Genomic DNA, 15,534 nt, shown 5'->3' with positions numbered 1-15,534 from the left:
CGCGAATGTGACGAATCGATTCAATCGTCGGCACGCTTGACCATGCGCGCGACGTTGGGATCGAAGTGATCACGAAACCAGTCGATCATGCCTTTGATTGCGTCGGTGCTGGACGACTGCGCTCCTGCACCGACGAGCTCAGCGCAAGCGGCGGTTACGGCCATCATGATGCGGGCTGTTTCGGGGGTATACGGTAGATCCATCGCATCATCGTGCCGCTGACGGATAATCGCGTAGCGAAGGTTTTCGGGCATCGTCCAGCCGCTAACCAGAAAGTCCTGCAAGCTGACCGATATGCCATTGATCTCGACCGTCTGGTTTCGGTGTCCTTCCTGATATCCTGCTAGCTCCAACGCCTCGCAACTATCGATTGCCGTGTTGAGGGCGTCGCGGATCAACTTCCAGTTCGTGTGCATAAGCCTTCCAGTAAGTCTTTTTAATCGGGCTGGCAAAGCTGGAAGACATTGCCTTCCGGGTCGCATCCGTCGCACATCAAATAGGGGAAACCGTCATAGCGTTTCATCTCCCGCATGCGAACATTTGCGTCGATCAGCTTTGCGCGTAAATCGGGAAGTCCGGCAGGTACGTGGAACACGAGCTTCGCATTGGACTGACTGGCTGCGCCCGCATGGCCACGAAACGGTTCTCCGACACGATGGAGAGCAAGTTCAAGCGCTCCGGCTTTTAGCACAGCCCATTCGCCAGGGATGCGCTCGATCACATCGAGTCCAAAGTGACTCTGATAGAAGGCTTCAAGAAGCGCAACATCGCGGACGTAAAGGATCAAACGGGTAATTGATAGCTTCATCGCGCTTATGGATCGGTGCAATCAGGTTTGTTGTTATCCAATCATAGGCATTTTGCGAACCGAAAGCTTAAGCCCGACGACTCCGTAGGGTCATGCAACGATAGTGTCAACGCTCATCGAGATTGATCGCGGTTAGCGGACAGCGCGTGCTGTTGAATGTCTTACGCGGACGTCTCATTGATCGCCACCACCATGCGCACGCACAGACCACCCTCAGGGTGATCGCCGATCTTGAGCGTTGCGTTGCAGCGCTGGGCAAGGCGTCCGACGATCGACAGGCCGATGCCCCAATGTGCGCCCATGTCCCGGCTCGCAGCCGGCGAGGCGCGTAACGCCGACATCCGCGCGCGCTCCTGGAGCCGCTCCGCTCCGCCTGCACCGTGATCGCGCACGCTCAGTATCCAGTTGCGCGTCGTGCGTGCAGTGCCGATTTCGACCGGCGGCGCCCCATGTGCGAGCGCATTGCCAACCAGATTATCGATCAGCCGGACGAGGGCGGCGCGTGGCAGCTCGAAGGCTTCGCCAGCCTGTAGACGCAGCACTATGCGGCTATCGTCTGCGTTCACGCCGTAGAGGAAACGATCCTTGAGATACGCATCCACGCTCACGGGTGTTGTGTCATCTTCACGCTGGCCGGCCGCATTGCCGAATTGCCGCGCGACGTCCTGAAAAATGTCGATGTCCTCGATGAGCGTCACGCGCAGATTCCAGCCTGTGATGTTGGTCGCGATCGATCGCAGGCGTGCCGCACGCGCTTCGATGAGCTTGAGGAACGCTGTGAAGGTGCGCGACTCGTCTTCGGCGGCACCGTTGCGTCGGCACCAAAGATCGCCTAGCGTGCGCGCCAGGTCGTGCAATTCGCGCCGACGGCCTGGCGTAAATTCAGGCGCGTCGCCGATAGCCGCGCTCGATTTGCGCAGCATGGCGCTCATCTGCTGCAGATCGTCGCGCACCTCGCGCCGCCACCAGCTTCGCAACGCGAATAAAAGGCCTGCCAGCAGCGCGTACGCGGCGGCGAATGGCGCCAGCACGCGAGCGCCGATCCAGTGCGTGTCGCTATCGTGCGCAAACGAGGGGTTCCAGTGCGTTGCAACGTCCGGCGCCCAGATGGCGTCGCGCAGATGCGGCGCGACTGCGTCGCCCAGATCGGCGAAGCGTGGATGAATCGACAGGCGCGGCGCGATGCCGTGGGGACGCGTATCGTCCGCCGACAAGCCGATATCGTCATCGTCTTGCCACGCGGATAAGGCCGTTGACGCGGAGTCGAGTGAGAGCTTGCTGGAAAGGCCGGCCGAACCGGCTGAGTCGAAATATGGGAAGCTAATCTGCGCGAGCATCAACGATGCAATGGATAGCAGCACGATCCTTGCAAACAAGGCGGTCACCTTTCTATTATATTTCGATGTATTGCCTGCGCCCGCAGACGCACCCCTGAGACAGCCGAGTTCCCGGCTTTTACCGCTATTGTCCGCGAAGCAAACGTTTTTCTATCGGGGGAACAACGGGGGAAATTGGGCCGTTTTGTCGTTTGCTCATCGCCGTGGGCGCGCCGCCTGCCAGTTCGATTCCCGCGCGAATTCGACGAACGAAGCCAGATAGTCGATCGCGCTATCGGTTTCGCGTATGCCTAGAAAGATCTGCTTGGCGATGCCTTCCTTGCCAAGCTTCACGCCGACGAGCGGCATGCGGTCGGCGTATTCCTCAGCGAGCCACTTCGGCAGCGCGGCCACGCCACGGTTGCTGGCCACCATCTGCATCATGATGTCGGTGGTCTCGATCGTCTTGTGCTGGCGCGGCACGACGCCGGCCGGGCGCAGAAAATAGTTGTAGATGTCGAGCCGGTCGGTGTCCACGGGATAGGTGATGAGCGTTTCCTCGACAAGCTGCTCAGGCTTCACATAGCGCACCCTGGCAAGCCGGTGCTTTTCGGAGACTACGAGTACCTGCTCGTAATCGAACACCGGTTCGAAGCGCAAGCCCGGACGGTTCAGCGGATCGGGCGTGACAAGCACGTCGATGTCGTAACCGATCAACGCACCGATGCCGCCGAACTGGAAACGCTGCTTCACATCGACATCGACATCCGGCCAGCGCGTGAGATAGGGCGACACGACCTTGAGCAGCCATTGATAACAGGGCGCGCACTCCATGCCGATGCGCAGCGTGCCGCGCTCGCCGGCTGCATATTGCTTCATGCGCTCTTCGGCCAGTTCGAACTGGGGCAAAAGGCGTTCTGCGAGGGCAAGCAGATATTGACCCGCCTGGGTGAGGCGCAGGCTGCGGCCCTCCCGATCCCAGATCGCCGTGCCCAGTTGCTGCTCGATCTTCTTGACCGTGTGGCTCAACGCTGACTGTGTGAGAAAGAGCGACGCCGCAGCCGCGGTGAGCGAGCCCTGGCGGGCGACTTCACGCACGATGACTAGATGAACGCGTTCGAGCACGACGAAAGCCCTCTGGTAAGTCGATGAAAAAATCTAATGGATAGATGAAATAATGCCATTTTTCTTCATTGACGAAAAGCTCTATGATCGCAGTGACTCTGGATGGCTTCAGCAGTTCTCATTCAGGCAGCAACGAATAGAGGCGCCACGCACACTTGCGGTTCTGCGCACAACTGCGCTAGACACGCACTGAGCAAGCCAGGCGCGCTACATCATGAAATAAGACTGGTTTGGTATATCGACACGATAAAGCCTGCCGGGTAGAAATTCAGGAAGACGACTACTGAACCGGCGATAAAGCAGGAAGCGACTGCGGGCTTTATCACCGAAATTATGGCGCCATATCAAAATGAATAAAGACTTTACATTTGCGATAAAAAGCATTTGTTTCGATGAAGACTATTATCCTTCTGATAATACGCGCATCACGACCAATTTTGCTAACCTGGCGAGAGGAGCGAGCCGCCAGGAGAACTTGCGCAACACTTTCAAAATGATCGACAATCGTTTCAATGCCCTGGCGCATTGGGATAATCCTAGAGGCGATCGCTATAGCGTCAAGCACGAAATCATCACTGTCGAGATGAATGTTGACGGTGGCGGCAGCCACAATGCCTTGCCTTTGATTGAAATATTGAAAACGAATATTCTTGATCGGAAAACCAGTGAGCGCATCGAGGGCATTGTCGGAAATAATTTCTCGTCTTACGTGCGAGACTACGACTTCAGTGTCCTCTTGCTGGAGCACAACAAGAACCAGCCCGGATTCAGCACGCCAGATGATTTCGGGGCGTTGCATGGGAAGCTGTTCAAGTCTTTTGTAAATTCGAACGCTTACCGTGAAAACTTCGCCAAGCAGCCTGTTATCTGCCTGAGCGTGTCGAGCAGCAAGACCTATCATCGGACGGCGAACCAGCATCCTGTATTGGGTTTTGAATACCTGCAGGATGAATATTCACTCACTGACGAATATTTCAGGAAGATGGGGTTGAAGGTTCGCTACTTCATGCCGCCGAATAGCGTCGCACCGTTGGCCTTTTATTTTGCTGGCGACTTGATCGCTGATTACAGCAATCTTGAGCTAATCGGCACGATCAGCACGATGGATACATTCCAGAAGATATACCGGCCGGAAATCTACAACGCAAATTCTGCGGCGGGGGAATGTTATCAGCCCAGTTTGAAGCACGAGGATTTTTCGTTGACCCGGATTGTTTATGACCGGGAAGAGCGTAGTCGTCTGGCGATTGAGCAGGGAAAGTATGCCGAGGCAAATTTCATCAAACCCTACCAGGCGGTTCTTCAGCAGTGGTCTGCTAGTTACGCTCTCTGATTTATCAAAAACGCAAGGTCATATACCGTGAAAAAATTGTTGCCCACTTCGACTGCTGGTAGCCTCCCGAAACCCTCATGGCTTGCAGAACCCGAGAAACTTTGGTCTCCGTGGAAGTTGCAGGACGAGGAACTGGTTGAGGGCAAGCAGGATGCCTTGCGTTTGTCGCTGCAGGAACAGCAACATGCAGGTATCGACATCGTCAGCGATGGCGAACAGACGCGCCAGCATTTTGTGACCACGTTTATCGAGCACCTGGACGGCGTCGATTTCGAGACCCGCAAGACCGTCAGAATTCGTGACCGCTATGATGCAAGCGTACCGACGGTGGTGGGTGCTGTCGCTCGCAAAAAGCCGGTGTTTGTTGAAGACGCCAAATTCCTGCGTCAGCAAACGAATCAACCCATTAAATGGGCACTCCCCGGCCCGATGACGATGATCGATACGCTCTATGACGATCACTATAAAAGCCGCGAAAAACTGGCTTGGGAATTCGCCACGATCCTGAATCAGGAAGCCAGGGAACTGGAAGCGGCCGGGGTCGATATCATTCAGTTCGATGAACCCGCATTCAATGTGTTCTTCGACGAGGTGAACGAGTGGGGCGTTGCCACGCTGGAACGCGCCATTGAAGGCCTTAAGTGCGAAACGGCTGTCCATATTTGCTATGGCTATGGCATCAAGGCCAATACGGACTGGAAGAAGACGCTGGGTTCGGAGTGGCGGCAGTATGAAGAGGCTTTCCCCAGGCTGCAAAAGTCCAGTATCGGCATGGTCTCGCTGGAATGCCACAACTCTCACGTTCCGATGGAGCTCATCGAGCTGATTCGCGGCAAGAAGGTGATGGTGGGGGCCATTGACGTGGCTAGCGACACAATTGAGACGCCCGAGGAAGTCGCCAATACCCTGCGAAAGGCACTCCAGTTTGTCGATGCCGACAAGCTCTATCCTTGCACCAACTGCGGTATGGCGCCCTTGTCACGTGCCATAGCGAAAGGCAAGCTGGAAGCCTTGAGTGCAGGCGCAGCGATCGTACGCGGAGAACTTTCGGTCTAATTCCGGGGCGGAAATGGCCGTCGTGAGTTGCTCGCGACGGCCATGCTCGGAGAATTGATTGCGTGATTGGGTCGTTCTTGACCGACGGCTTTCACCGGTCATCGCGTTTCGGTTGGCGCGGTATTTGATAAATGACGGACATATATTTCGGAGTCTGGCGGCGTTCCGCTACGACACCACCGAGAGATTCGGCAATGCGCCGGCTGGCGTGGTTCTCTTCAGCAACAGGATAGGCAAAGCGATCGATACCGAGTTCGCGGCCTGCCCACGTTGCCACGAGACTGACCGCTTCACGGCCAAAGCCTTCGCGGTGGCGATCCTCTCGAATCCAGATTCCCAGTTCTGCACCAGGACGCTTGATGTGGTGGAGCCCTGCCAATCCAAGGAATTCTCCACATTCGCGTCGACGGACTGCGAATACAAAGTCCGTACCTTCGGCTATCGCAGGCAGCCATGCCTGCCAGACGAGATCAAAGCTTGCCCTGTCAGGAGGTGGCTCCCATGCCATCAGGCGAGTTAGCGAAGGCGTGATGCACGAATACGTCGCATCGGCGTCACGGGATGAAAACGGTTGGATCGACAGTCGACTCGATTCGATACGGATTTCGCTTGAGTGCAGCGCCAAGGTTGCCCCCTGCATTACGCTTGAAAAGCGATCGAAAGTCCCGGTACGCGCAGGCGCAGTGTCTCAACCAGCGTTGTTACGACAGCCGTGTCGATTGGCTCGGCGGTTTGAAACTCGATGACCGTACCGGTCATGTCCGTCTGTCCGAGCAATTCGGCCGGGCCCAACGGTTTCCCGTGGACATAACGCTGCGACCAGATCTCGCGATCCCTCATGCTGGTGAACTTGAATGTCTGGCAGGCGACGTTGGCGACTGAGGGGCCCGGTGAGCCCTGATCGCCCCAGACCAGTTCCCGAAGTACGCTGTCCAGTTGCGAACTGGAAGGCGTACATGGGTAGAAGCTGGTCAGTGCTCGCTCGGCGTGTGAGAGCGTGTCACCCAAGTCCGGAGTCAAGCGCATTCCCCGACCCGTATCGGCGAGCCTTCCGTTCGCCCCATCAATTTCAAGGGCAACCGTCAAGCTCGGGCTATAGCTGAATTCGACGACGGACAGGGCTAGCAAGTGTGCGCAGACCTCTGCCGGTGAAAGCCGTTTTGAAAGCCAAAAGAATTCATCACGATTCATGGTTTTCTCGCGCCTGCGAAGACATCGCCTATTGTCGCCGATTCTGCGGGTCGAGTCGATTCGTCGCGTTACTTTTTCTGGTCTTCGGGAAGAGGGGATGCGATGGCTTTCACGAATTCGATGACGTTGAAGTACGCATGCTGCGGGTTGCCACGGCTTCGTTGTCGAGACCGGGTTTGGCCCTTCTATTCTGTGATGTTGCCTTTCAATCGATCAATGTATTAACTCGTCAATGGTTTTATTAATGTCGTTGGTTTTTGTTATGTTTCTAGAAACATCAAGAGGATTGCAAACCGGTACAGGAAAATTGACATTCTTCGGCTGTCGCCTATATTGTCCTGACCGTTGAATGGCTTGTGTAAATGAAGCCAATACACGAACCTGTACGATCGCAAACTATCGAGCCGCGTTAAAGAACGTTTGAGAATGCCGCCAGGCGATGCTGGCTGCGCGCAATAGCACCTCGCATTGCGAGTGCTACGTGGTCGCCATTGCACTTTGGGTTTCGCACCTTCGGTGGAGGGGTGATCGTGCATTCACTGCTCATTCCAGGAAGCGAAAGGCCTGTGCCGGTGTGGCGCCATAGGTCTTCGCATTCACTGATCGCCAGCGTGTTGATGGTCGCGTTCTGCCTGTTGATGGGGAGAGCCGCCCATGCCGCGGATGCGTGCACGCCCGCGTCATCAACTGCCAGCGCGACGTGCGACAGCAATGAAACCGAGCTGGCGAATGCGATCAAACGCTATCCGGCGGCAGCAATCGCACCGACGCTCTCGAAGGACGTCCCGCCTCCCGGCGAGGTCGAAAAGAACGCGCCCCCCGATGAAGCGGCGGCCACGCAAACCGCAGGGGGTGTGCGCCTGTACCCCCGTAACGAACAGTGTTTTCCGACCGAGCCACGCAACATTTTCAGCGAGGTCGACAAGGTCACTGTGGGCGGCGATTCGATGCTGCGCCCCATGGACTGGTTCGACGGTCACACCGTTCCGAAGACCGCCCGTTCCGCCATCATGGGGCAGAATACCTGGATGCTGTGGGGCGAGGGCAATGAAGCGTTCTGGGGCTGGGTGCAGGAGAACGGCTACGGCATCGCCGACTTTCTCGTCTTGCTGGACTCGAAGAAACGGGCGCATCGTTTCAGGGACGGTGGCTTGATCAATCAGCCCGGCATGGTTGAGCGCGACACGCCATTGACCGGGCTGGGTCTCTACATCGACGGCCCGGACGGCGACAAGATCAAGATGCGCGCGCCAGGCAATGATGTCGATGCAGACGGAAAGCCCGTGGTGCGCCCGAACATGCCAAAGGGCGCGGCGCACGATCACACGACGTTCTTCGAAATTGGCGACCAGGCGCTCTATGACCAGGCCATCGCGCAACTCGGTGACGATGGCGTCGACCCGCTAATCTATGGTTACCCCTCCGGCGTTGTCGGCTTGCGGCTCTTTCCGAATCCGGATTTCTTTGGCAAGTCGGCGGCCGCGGCGAAAGCACGCGAACACTGGAACGAGCAGGTAGTCAGCGACCAGGGCAAAAGATACTATTCGACCGATCCTCGGGATGCTGAATTTCACGCCGATCCCTTACTTGTGCGGCCATTTCGCGTCAGCATGGCATGCGCGTTCTGTCATGTCGGCCCGCATCCACTCGCCCCGCCAAAGGATGCAGAGCATCCCGAGTGGGGCGATATGTCGAGCATGATCGGTAACCAGTACTGGCTGCCATCGAACGCTTTTACGAACCTGAAAACGCCGGATAGCTTTCTCTGGCAATTCGTGGCGAGCCAGCAACCCGGGACGATCGACACGTCGCTTGTGGCAACAGACCACATCAATAACCCCAACACGATCAACGCCATTTTTGAAGTGAATGCGCGCCTTGCCCGCGCCGCCGTCAATCCGCCGGAGGCGCAAAGCAGGAGCAACCTGATGATGCGCGGCATCGAGGACAAGCCGCTTTTCACGCTCGACCCGCGCCACACGCCGCGCGTCTTGCTCGATGGCGCGGACAGCATCGGCATTGAAGGCGCGCTATTGCGGGTTTATTTGAACATCGGCGCTTATTCGGAACAATGGCGCAGGGTGCAGAACACGATCATTGGCTTTGCGCCGCAGCGGCCATTCGATCTTTCGACGATCAAGGCGCGGTCGGTCTACTGGAACGCGACCGAGCACTTCCGGGTGGAGGAGCTGGAGAACTTCTTCACCTACGTCACGCAATCCGGCGCGACGGTTGCCCAGCCAATGAAGCTCGCCTCGACCGCCGAAGGTCTCGCGCGAATCAACGCCAACAAGGTCGATAGCGACAAGGGCCGCGAGGTGTTCATTCGCAATTGCGCGATTTGCCATTCGAGCAAGCAGCCTCCCAATTTGCCCATCACGTTTTCGCGCAACTGGCGTACTGCAAACGCGAGCGCCCAGGGCGGTATCACGCTGCCGATGGATTTCGCCGATTGGGATGCATTCAAGTTGAGCGGGCCCTGGCTAGCCTATGTGGATCGGCTTGAAAAATATATAGCGGCACAGCCGGATGGCGGGCAGGACTTTTTCGAAAAGAATAACTATCTTTCGACAGACGTACGCATACCGATCACCCTTGTCGGCAGCAATTCGCAGCGTGCGGTGGGCACCAACGCGATGCGTGGCCAGGTCTGGGGCAATTTCTCGTCGCAGACGTACAAGTCGCTGCCGGCGGTTGGACTGGTTCACTTCTTCAATCCCTTCAAGGATACGGGCGCCGTCGACAGGTGGGGCAACAACGACGAATATGCGCCGCCGGGCGGTGGGCCGGGTTACTACCGGCCAGCGTCGCTTGTCAGCGTATGGGCGACGGCGCCCTTGCTGCACAACAATTCGCTCGGTCTTTATAACCGTGATCCGTCGGTGGACGGACGGCTCAAGGCGTACGACGACGCAATCGACAAGCTGCTCGACAATAGCAAACGTGCTGTTATCGGCGTGCTGGCGCAGGGCGCCGCGCGGCAGGTGAATGTTTATCCCGCGGAAAAAGAGGCGTTCTGTCACGAGAATCCCACCGACCCAAGCATGGAATGCAGTGCGTTGCGCGGCGATTTCCGGCAATCGTTCGCGGCTGCAGGCGTGGCCGATCGACGTGGATTCAGGGACGTCGGTTTTATCTACAGGACGACGAAGGATTCGTATATCGACTTTGCGCCACGCTTTATCAAGCCGCTGATCACCGGCGTGCTGGGTGAGCGCTGGACGTCGTTCCTGTTCCTCTACGTCTGGCTGTTGCTCGCGCTGATTGCCGTGATCCTGATTTTCGTGGGGCAGCCGCGCCTCGCAGGCGGCTTGCTCGCTCTGCTCGTGGCGTTGCTGGCGACGCTGCTGCGCGTGTCGGGCGTGGACACGATCTACCCGTGGCTATGGCTCATTCCTCTCGTCTTGCTCGGCCTCGTGGTGGCGTTCTTCCGTTTTCCCAATGCGTTGCGTTGCGCGCGCGTGTTTTTCGCTGCAAGCGCGGTGGTGTTCGTCGTCATGGGCGGCGTGGGCAAGGCGTTCCTCGACGGCCGTCTTGCTGGGATCAATATCGGCCCTATCCCGCGCGGCACACCGGTCAATCTCCTCATGAACATCAATCCGGATGCGCCCACCGTGGATCTCATCAATGCGGTGACGGCGCTTACGCGCGGGGTATTGCTGGTGCGTCGCGACGACCCGAAGGACGGCAGTTTCAAGGCGCTCGACGAGTTCCAGCAGGAAGCCGGGCCGGCGCTGCTCAAGGCGAGCAAGTGCCCCGACTTCGTGCTGGATCGCGGCCACTGGTTCGGCGAGTCGCTGAGCGATAGTGAAAAGCGACAGTTGAAGGCCTTCCTCGAAACGCTCTGACCTGTCACCTTCGTCCACCGGAGCCGCGATGAATCCCGATGACCCGCTGTGGCAAGCCAGAGATCCGGACACGACGCCCTTCGACTACGTGATTGTGGGTTCGGGTGCGGGTGGAGGGCCGCTCGCCGCGCGGCTGGCGCTAAACGGGTGCCGCGTCCTGTTGATCGAGGCCGGCAACGATCCCGCCGTAGCGCAGCACGGCGCACAGGCGCAGCCGATGACGCGCGGTGCGCCCGACCTCGCGCAGCAGCCCATGCGCCAGGTCTACGCGGTGCCCGCGTTTCATGCACGGGCGACTGAAGACCCGGACATGAGCTGGGAATTCTCGGTGCGCCACTATACGAATACCGCGCGCCAACAGGAGGATTCGAAATACAACGGTGCGATGGATCCTTCGGTGACAGAAGGGGGGCAACAGGGCGGTATTTTTTATCCGCGCGCGGCAGCCATTGGCGGCTGCACGTCGCATCACGCCATGATCATCATTCGCCCGAATGACGCCGACTGGGATCATATTGCGCAATTCACTGGCGATGATTCCTGGCGGTCGCAGAACATGCAGGGCTATTTCGCCAAGATCGAGAATTGCCTTTACTACGCGGCCTATCGCAGCTTCGCGGGCAAGACGCTGGGACTGCTGTTCCGCTTTCTGGCGTGGTCGGCACGCGCGCTCGATCCGCGTGGCCAGCTCGATCCCGGCGGCCACGGGAGCGCAGGCTGGCAGAAAACAAGTTTCATCGACCCGTTCGTGATTGCCGCCATCGCGCGAGGCGACAAGACGTTCCTCAGCGTGATCAAGGACGTGCTGTTTGCGTCGCTGGCGAATCGCAACGCGGCGTCGATGTTCGTCCCGGCGCTGGCGCGCTTTCAGATCCTTCAGTTCCTCGACCCCAATGTCCGCTCGCCGGATATTCAGAGCCGCGCCCATGTTTCGCTGATTTCGATTGGCACCGACGGCAAGCGCCGCTGCGGTCTGCGCGACCATCTGCTCAATGTCAGGGACGAATTCCCGGATCGGCTCGTGATCCTGAACCCGGCGCATGTTATGCGGATTGTGTTCGAGAAGCGCGGCAGCGACGTGCCGCGAGCGATCGGCGTGGAGGTGCGCATCGGCCCCTGGCTTTACGCGGCGAGCCCGAAGTGCGCCGACAACAATGCTGCGTCCGACACCCAACAGGTATTCGCCCGCCGCGAGGTGATCGTCTGCGGCGGCGCGTTCAACACACCGCAATTGCTGATGCTCAGCGGCATTGGCGATGCGGCGAAGCTGGGCGCCATCGTCAAGGGGCCGTGCGGCCGCGACGGAGCGCCGGTTGCGCCTGTCGTCCACTTGCCGGGCGTCGGCCAGAATCTTCAGGATCGCTATGAAGTCAGCGTGATCAGCGAGGCGAACGCGCCGTTTTCGACGCTCGATGGCGCGAGTTTCGATCCCGGCGATGCTGCGGATCCCATGCTGCGCCAGTGGCTCGCCGACCAGAGCGGACTGTATTCGACCAACGGTGGCGCGCTCGCCATGATGATGTCGTCCACCAACGGCGCGCGCATGCGCAGCGACCCGGATCTGTTCGTGTTCGGCCTGCCGGCCGCGTTTCGCGGCTACTACTGGGATTATTCGAAGCAGTTGCTATGCCGGAGCATGACGTCGCATGAAAAGACCCGCAATTTATGGAGCTGGGTGATTCTCAAGGCTTACACCAATAACAACAACGGCACGATCACGCTGCGTAGCGCGAATCCGTTCGAGACGCCGGAAATCAACTTTCACTCGTTCGACGATACCCGCGAGGGCGCGCAGGACTGCGATGACGATGTGGATGCGCTGTGCTACGCGATCAAGCGCATGCGTGAAATCAATCGCCGCGTGGCTGCGTTGAGCGACGAGGTTCAGCCGGGTCTGGACAAGCCCGATTGTTCGCCAGCGATGCGTCAGTGGATCAAGGACGAAGCCTGGGGGCATCACGCGTGCGGCACTTGCCGGATTGGTCACGATCCCTGGCGCGCCGATCCGCATGAACTCCAGGATCGCTTCGCCGTGGTGGACAGCCATTTTCGCGTGCATGGGGTAGAGGGTCTGCGAATCGTCGACACGTCGGTTTTTCCGCAGATTCCCGGCTATTTCATCGTGACACCGACTTTCATGATCAGCGAAAAGGCCGCCGATGTACTGCTGGCCGACTCGCCGAGCTACCCGCGTGCAGTAGAGAGCGTGGAAGCGCGCGCGGTGCGTGAGCGCCGTCGCCTGGCGCGGCCCGAATGGCAGGAACCGGCCAACGCAGACCCGGCGCGCTTGCCGGACGATGCGGTTGGACTCGCGTTGTCCGGCGGGGGCGTGCGCAGCGCCACGTTCTGTCTTGGCGTTCTTCAGGCGCTCGCGAAAACGCGACGCCTGCGTGATATCGACTTCATGTCGTCGGTATCCGGCGGCGGCTATGTCGCTTCGTTTCTCGGCAAGCTCTATACGCAGATGCCCACCGAGGATCGCCAGGCGCCGGCCGAACGCGTCGAGCGTACGCTCACGAATCTGGCCTCGTCGACGATCCAGTGGCTGCGCTACAACGCGCAATATCTTGCAGGCGGCGGCCGTCACGATACGTTATTCGACGTTGCCGTCATTCTGCGTAACCTCGCGGCAGTACACGTCTGGATCGGTGCGCTGTTGTTTGGCGCGCTGGGCGCACTGCACTGGTTCGTGCTCGACTGTTCGGCGTTCAGCTTTCTCTCGCTGGTGTGCGAGCGCGCGCCGCCGCAATGGTATGGCCTGACACTGTCGGCCTGGTGGTGGCTGCCGCCGTGGCTCTTTGTGATCGGCGTGCTGCCGCCTTCCATCGGCTACTGGCTGACCATGCGGCGCCGCCCGAATGGCGACTGGCGCTCGTGGATGCCTTTCATCCTGTGGATCGTGATGCTCGGGTGCGCGATCTACGGGCTGACGCTGCCCGACATCGAAATCTGGAGCGCCCTGGCGCTAGGCGTGCTGCTGCTTGCCTGGTTCGAGCAGCAGGCGGCCGGCCTGTTCATCGCCAGCCCGGCGGCGCCCGGCACGGGTGGGCCGCCCATCAATCCCGGCACGGCGCAGCCCGAAGGCGGCACGATCGTCATTCGCAACCGACTGACCCGGCTGCTGGGCGCGGCGCTGTTCGGCTTCATCGTGACCGTGCTGTTCGTGGCGATCGATACGCTCGCCGGGGTGATCGACACACACACGCAGGATCTTCCGGTGCATGGATCGCGGGCGATCGGCTGGTTCATGGCGGGCGTCGCGCCGGTTCTGGCGCTGCTCAGGGCAATCGTGGCGAGCGTCTTGAAGCGTCAGGCGAGCACGGCCGCGGCGAGCGCGACGGATGCGGGCAAGACCCTTGCGGGAGGCCTCGTGCAGGAGATTGCGCTCGCGATCGTTGCGTTCGCCCTGGCAGCCGTGCTGTTTCTGTTTCTCGATCTGCTCGCTTATCTGGCGTTCAGGCTCGACTCGGTCACGGCGCGCTTTTGCGTGGTGGCGGCTTTGCTGATTTCGGCGGTGAAAGGCCGTGTGCTGCTTTTTCTCAATCTGTCTTCCCTGCAACAGAGCTACGCGCAGAAACTCGTGCGAACCTGGCTGGGCGCGTCCAACGATGCGCGCGTGAATCCGCCCGGCACCAGCAAGCCTGTGCCGGTCGGCGTGAGCGACCTGGGCGACGATGTCTTCTTCGACGAATATCATCCCGAAACCCACGGCGGCCCGCTGCATCTGGTGTGCGCGTGCCTGAATAATACGGTCGACCCGCTTTCCGGCAACCAGCTGCGCGACGACAAAGGCATGCCGATGAGTGTCGGGCCCGCTGGCATTAGCGTGGGCAGGCGCTTTCACGCGCTCTGGGGCGCGCGCGACACGAAAACGACGCCGGTGCGTGTCGCGCCCGTCAGCGCGGTGCGCGTGGAGCCCGATCCGAACGCTTTTCACGCGCTCGCAAGGTCGGACGGCGCGCAAGTCAATGTCGAACGCCTGAGCCTGGGGCAGTGGATGGCGATTTCCGGCGCGGCCGCATTGACTGGTCTTGGCCGCAACACAAAACTGGCGCAATCGCTGTTGCTTGGGCTGCTGAACGTGCGTATCGGTTACTGGTGGAACAGCGGGATTGCGGCGGGCGAGCGGCCTGGGCACTATCCCCGCGGCCTCTGGCGCTGGTTGAAGTCGTTGCCCTCGTCGATCTTCACCCTGCAGGCAAAGCTGCTCGACGAATGGCGGGCTTATTTCGAAGGCCCATCCGCGCGCATGTGGTATTTGAGCGATGGCGGCCACTTCGACAACACGGGCATCTATGAACTGATACGCCGCCGGCTGCCGTTCATCGTGGCCATCGACGCGGCCGCCGATCCCGACTACTCCTGCGAATCGCTAGCTCTCCTGACGAGGCAGGTGCGCTACGACTTCTGCGCGACGATCACCTGGCTTGACCCGGGCGCGGTGCGCGCGAGGCTTGCGCGCCGCCAGTTTGGTTGGCATGCATTCGAGCGTGGGGCGAATGAGCCGCGTGTGCCGGACTGGATCAGGACAGCGATCGATCCGGAAGCCATTGGCTCGTTTCCCGAACTGAAGCGCGACGGTTTGCGTGGCGCCGCGCTCGCCTGCATCACTTACTCAGACCAGCCGGAGCGCGCAAGCTGGATGCTGTACGTGAAGCCCAGCATCGGCATCGGCTTGCCCACTGACGTGCGCACCTACGCGGAAAACTACCGCGATTTCCCTCAGCAAACCACGGCAGACCAGTTCTTCACCGACAGCCAGTGGGAAGCCTATCGGGAGTTGGGTTATTGCGCGGGCATGCACGTATTCACACCCGGTCGGTGTATGCGAGGCCCGCAAGCATAGCGGCGAGATGC

10 protein-coding genes are annotated in these 15,534 nt (G+C 59.5%); 4 read left to right on the top strand and 6 right to left on the bottom strand.

Features of this window, described 5'->3' with window-relative positions; genetic code table 11:
- Window positions 1-20: 20 nt before the first annotated feature.
- The 4 genes from BBA01S_RS35880 to BBA01S_RS35865 all read right to left on the bottom strand — a co-directional run bounded on the left by BBA01S_RS35880 (window position 21) and on the right by BBA01S_RS35865 (window position 3,249).
- Window positions 21-416 carry a hypothetical protein gene (locus BBA01S_RS35880; RefSeq protein ID WP_027820639.1) on the bottom strand — a complete coding sequence of 132 codons (396 nt, stop codon included), beginning with the start codon at window positions 414-416 and terminating at the stop codon, window positions 21-23.
- Window positions 417-436: 20 nt separating this feature from the next.
- Entirely contained in the window at window positions 437-808 is a 372-nt protein-coding gene (locus BBA01S_RS35875) for a VOC family protein (protein WP_027820638.1), read from the bottom strand.
- A 161-nt stretch (window positions 809-969) separates the two neighbouring features.
- The gene (locus BBA01S_RS44305) at window positions 970-2,184 is read right to left on the bottom strand and encodes an ATP-binding protein (protein ID WP_052392046.1); all 1,215 of its coding nucleotides are present in this window, start codon (window positions 2,182-2,184) and stop codon (window positions 970-972) included.
- Window positions 2,185-2,340: 156 nt separating this feature from the next.
- Complete coding sequence (locus BBA01S_RS35865; protein ID WP_027820637.1) at window positions 2,341-3,249, bottom strand: LysR family transcriptional regulator; 909 nt, start codon at window positions 3,247-3,249, stop codon at window positions 2,341-2,343.
- Between the two features lie 349 nt (window positions 3,250-3,598).
- Between BBA01S_RS35865 and BBA01S_RS35860 the strand changes: the two genes are divergently transcribed.
- Both BBA01S_RS35860 and BBA01S_RS35855 read left to right on the top strand, forming a co-directional pair.
- A complete protein-coding gene (locus BBA01S_RS35860; protein WP_027820636.1) occupies window positions 3,599-4,582 on the top strand; it encodes a DUF1852 domain-containing protein in 984 nt (327 codons plus the stop codon).
- A 27-nt stretch (window positions 4,583-4,609) separates the two neighbouring features.
- Entirely contained in the window at window positions 4,610-5,638 is a 1,029-nt protein-coding gene (locus BBA01S_RS35855) for a methionine synthase (protein ID WP_027820635.1), read from the top strand.
- 91 nt (window positions 5,639-5,729) lie between these two features.
- On the opposite strand, the gene BBA01S_RS46330 is transcribed toward BBA01S_RS35855, so the two are convergent.
- Window positions 5,730-6,278: a GNAT family N-acetyltransferase gene (locus BBA01S_RS46330; protein WP_156966201.1), complete on the bottom strand. Its 549-nt coding sequence runs from the start codon at window positions 6,276-6,278 to the stop codon at window positions 5,730-5,732.
- The gene (locus BBA01S_RS35845; RefSeq protein WP_042298447.1) at window positions 6,278-6,829 is read right to left on the bottom strand and encodes a hypothetical protein; all 552 of its coding nucleotides are present in this window, start codon (window positions 6,827-6,829) and stop codon (window positions 6,278-6,280) included. The genes BBA01S_RS46330 and BBA01S_RS35845 overlap by 1 nt, the downstream gene beginning before the upstream one ends.
- Window positions 6,830-7,359: 530 nt before the next feature.
- Here BBA01S_RS35845 and BBA01S_RS35840 point away from each other — a divergent pair.
- On the top strand, window positions 7,360-10,677 hold the full coding sequence (locus tag BBA01S_RS35840; protein ID WP_156966200.1) for a hypothetical protein: 3,318 nt from the start codon (window positions 7,360-7,362) through the stop codon (window positions 10,675-10,677).
- 28 nt (window positions 10,678-10,705) lie between these two features.
- Window positions 10,706-15,523, top strand: a complete 4,818-nt coding sequence (locus BBA01S_RS45405) for a GMC oxidoreductase (RefSeq protein WP_052392045.1) — start codon at window positions 10,706-10,708, stop codon at window positions 15,521-15,523.
- Window positions 15,524-15,534: the final 11 nt, after the last annotated feature.

Origin of the sequence: Paraburkholderia bannensis NBRC 103871 (genome assembly GCF_000685015.1) — a bacterium.
GTDB classification, from domain to species: domain Bacteria; phylum Pseudomonadota; class Gammaproteobacteria; order Burkholderiales; family Burkholderiaceae; genus Paraburkholderia; species Paraburkholderia bannensis.
The sequence above is the reverse complement of the archived record's forward strand: the minus strand, read 5'-3'. Positions and strand labels throughout refer to the sequence as shown.

Coding starts and splice junctions, on each gene's coding strand:
- BBA01S_RS35875 (WP_027820638.1), bottom strand. CDS start 808: ATGAAGCTATCAATTACCCGTTTGATCCTTTACGTCCGCGATGTTGCG.
- BBA01S_RS35880 (WP_027820639.1), bottom strand. CDS start 416: ATGCACACGAACTGGAAGTTGATCCGCGACGCCCTCAACACGGCAATC.
- BBA01S_RS35860 (WP_027820636.1), top strand. CDS start 3,599: ATGAATAAAGACTTTACATTTGCGATAAAAAGCATTTGTTTCGATGAA.
- BBA01S_RS45405 (WP_052392045.1), top strand. CDS start 10,706: ATGAATCCCGATGACCCGCTGTGGCAAGCCAGAGATCCGGACACGACG.
- BBA01S_RS46330 (WP_156966201.1), bottom strand. CDS start 6,278: ATGCAGGGGGCAACCTTGGCGCTGCACTCAAGCGAAATCCGTATCGAA.
- BBA01S_RS35845 (WP_042298447.1), bottom strand. CDS start 6,829: ATGAATCGTGATGAATTCTTTTGGCTTTCAAAACGGCTTTCACCGGCA.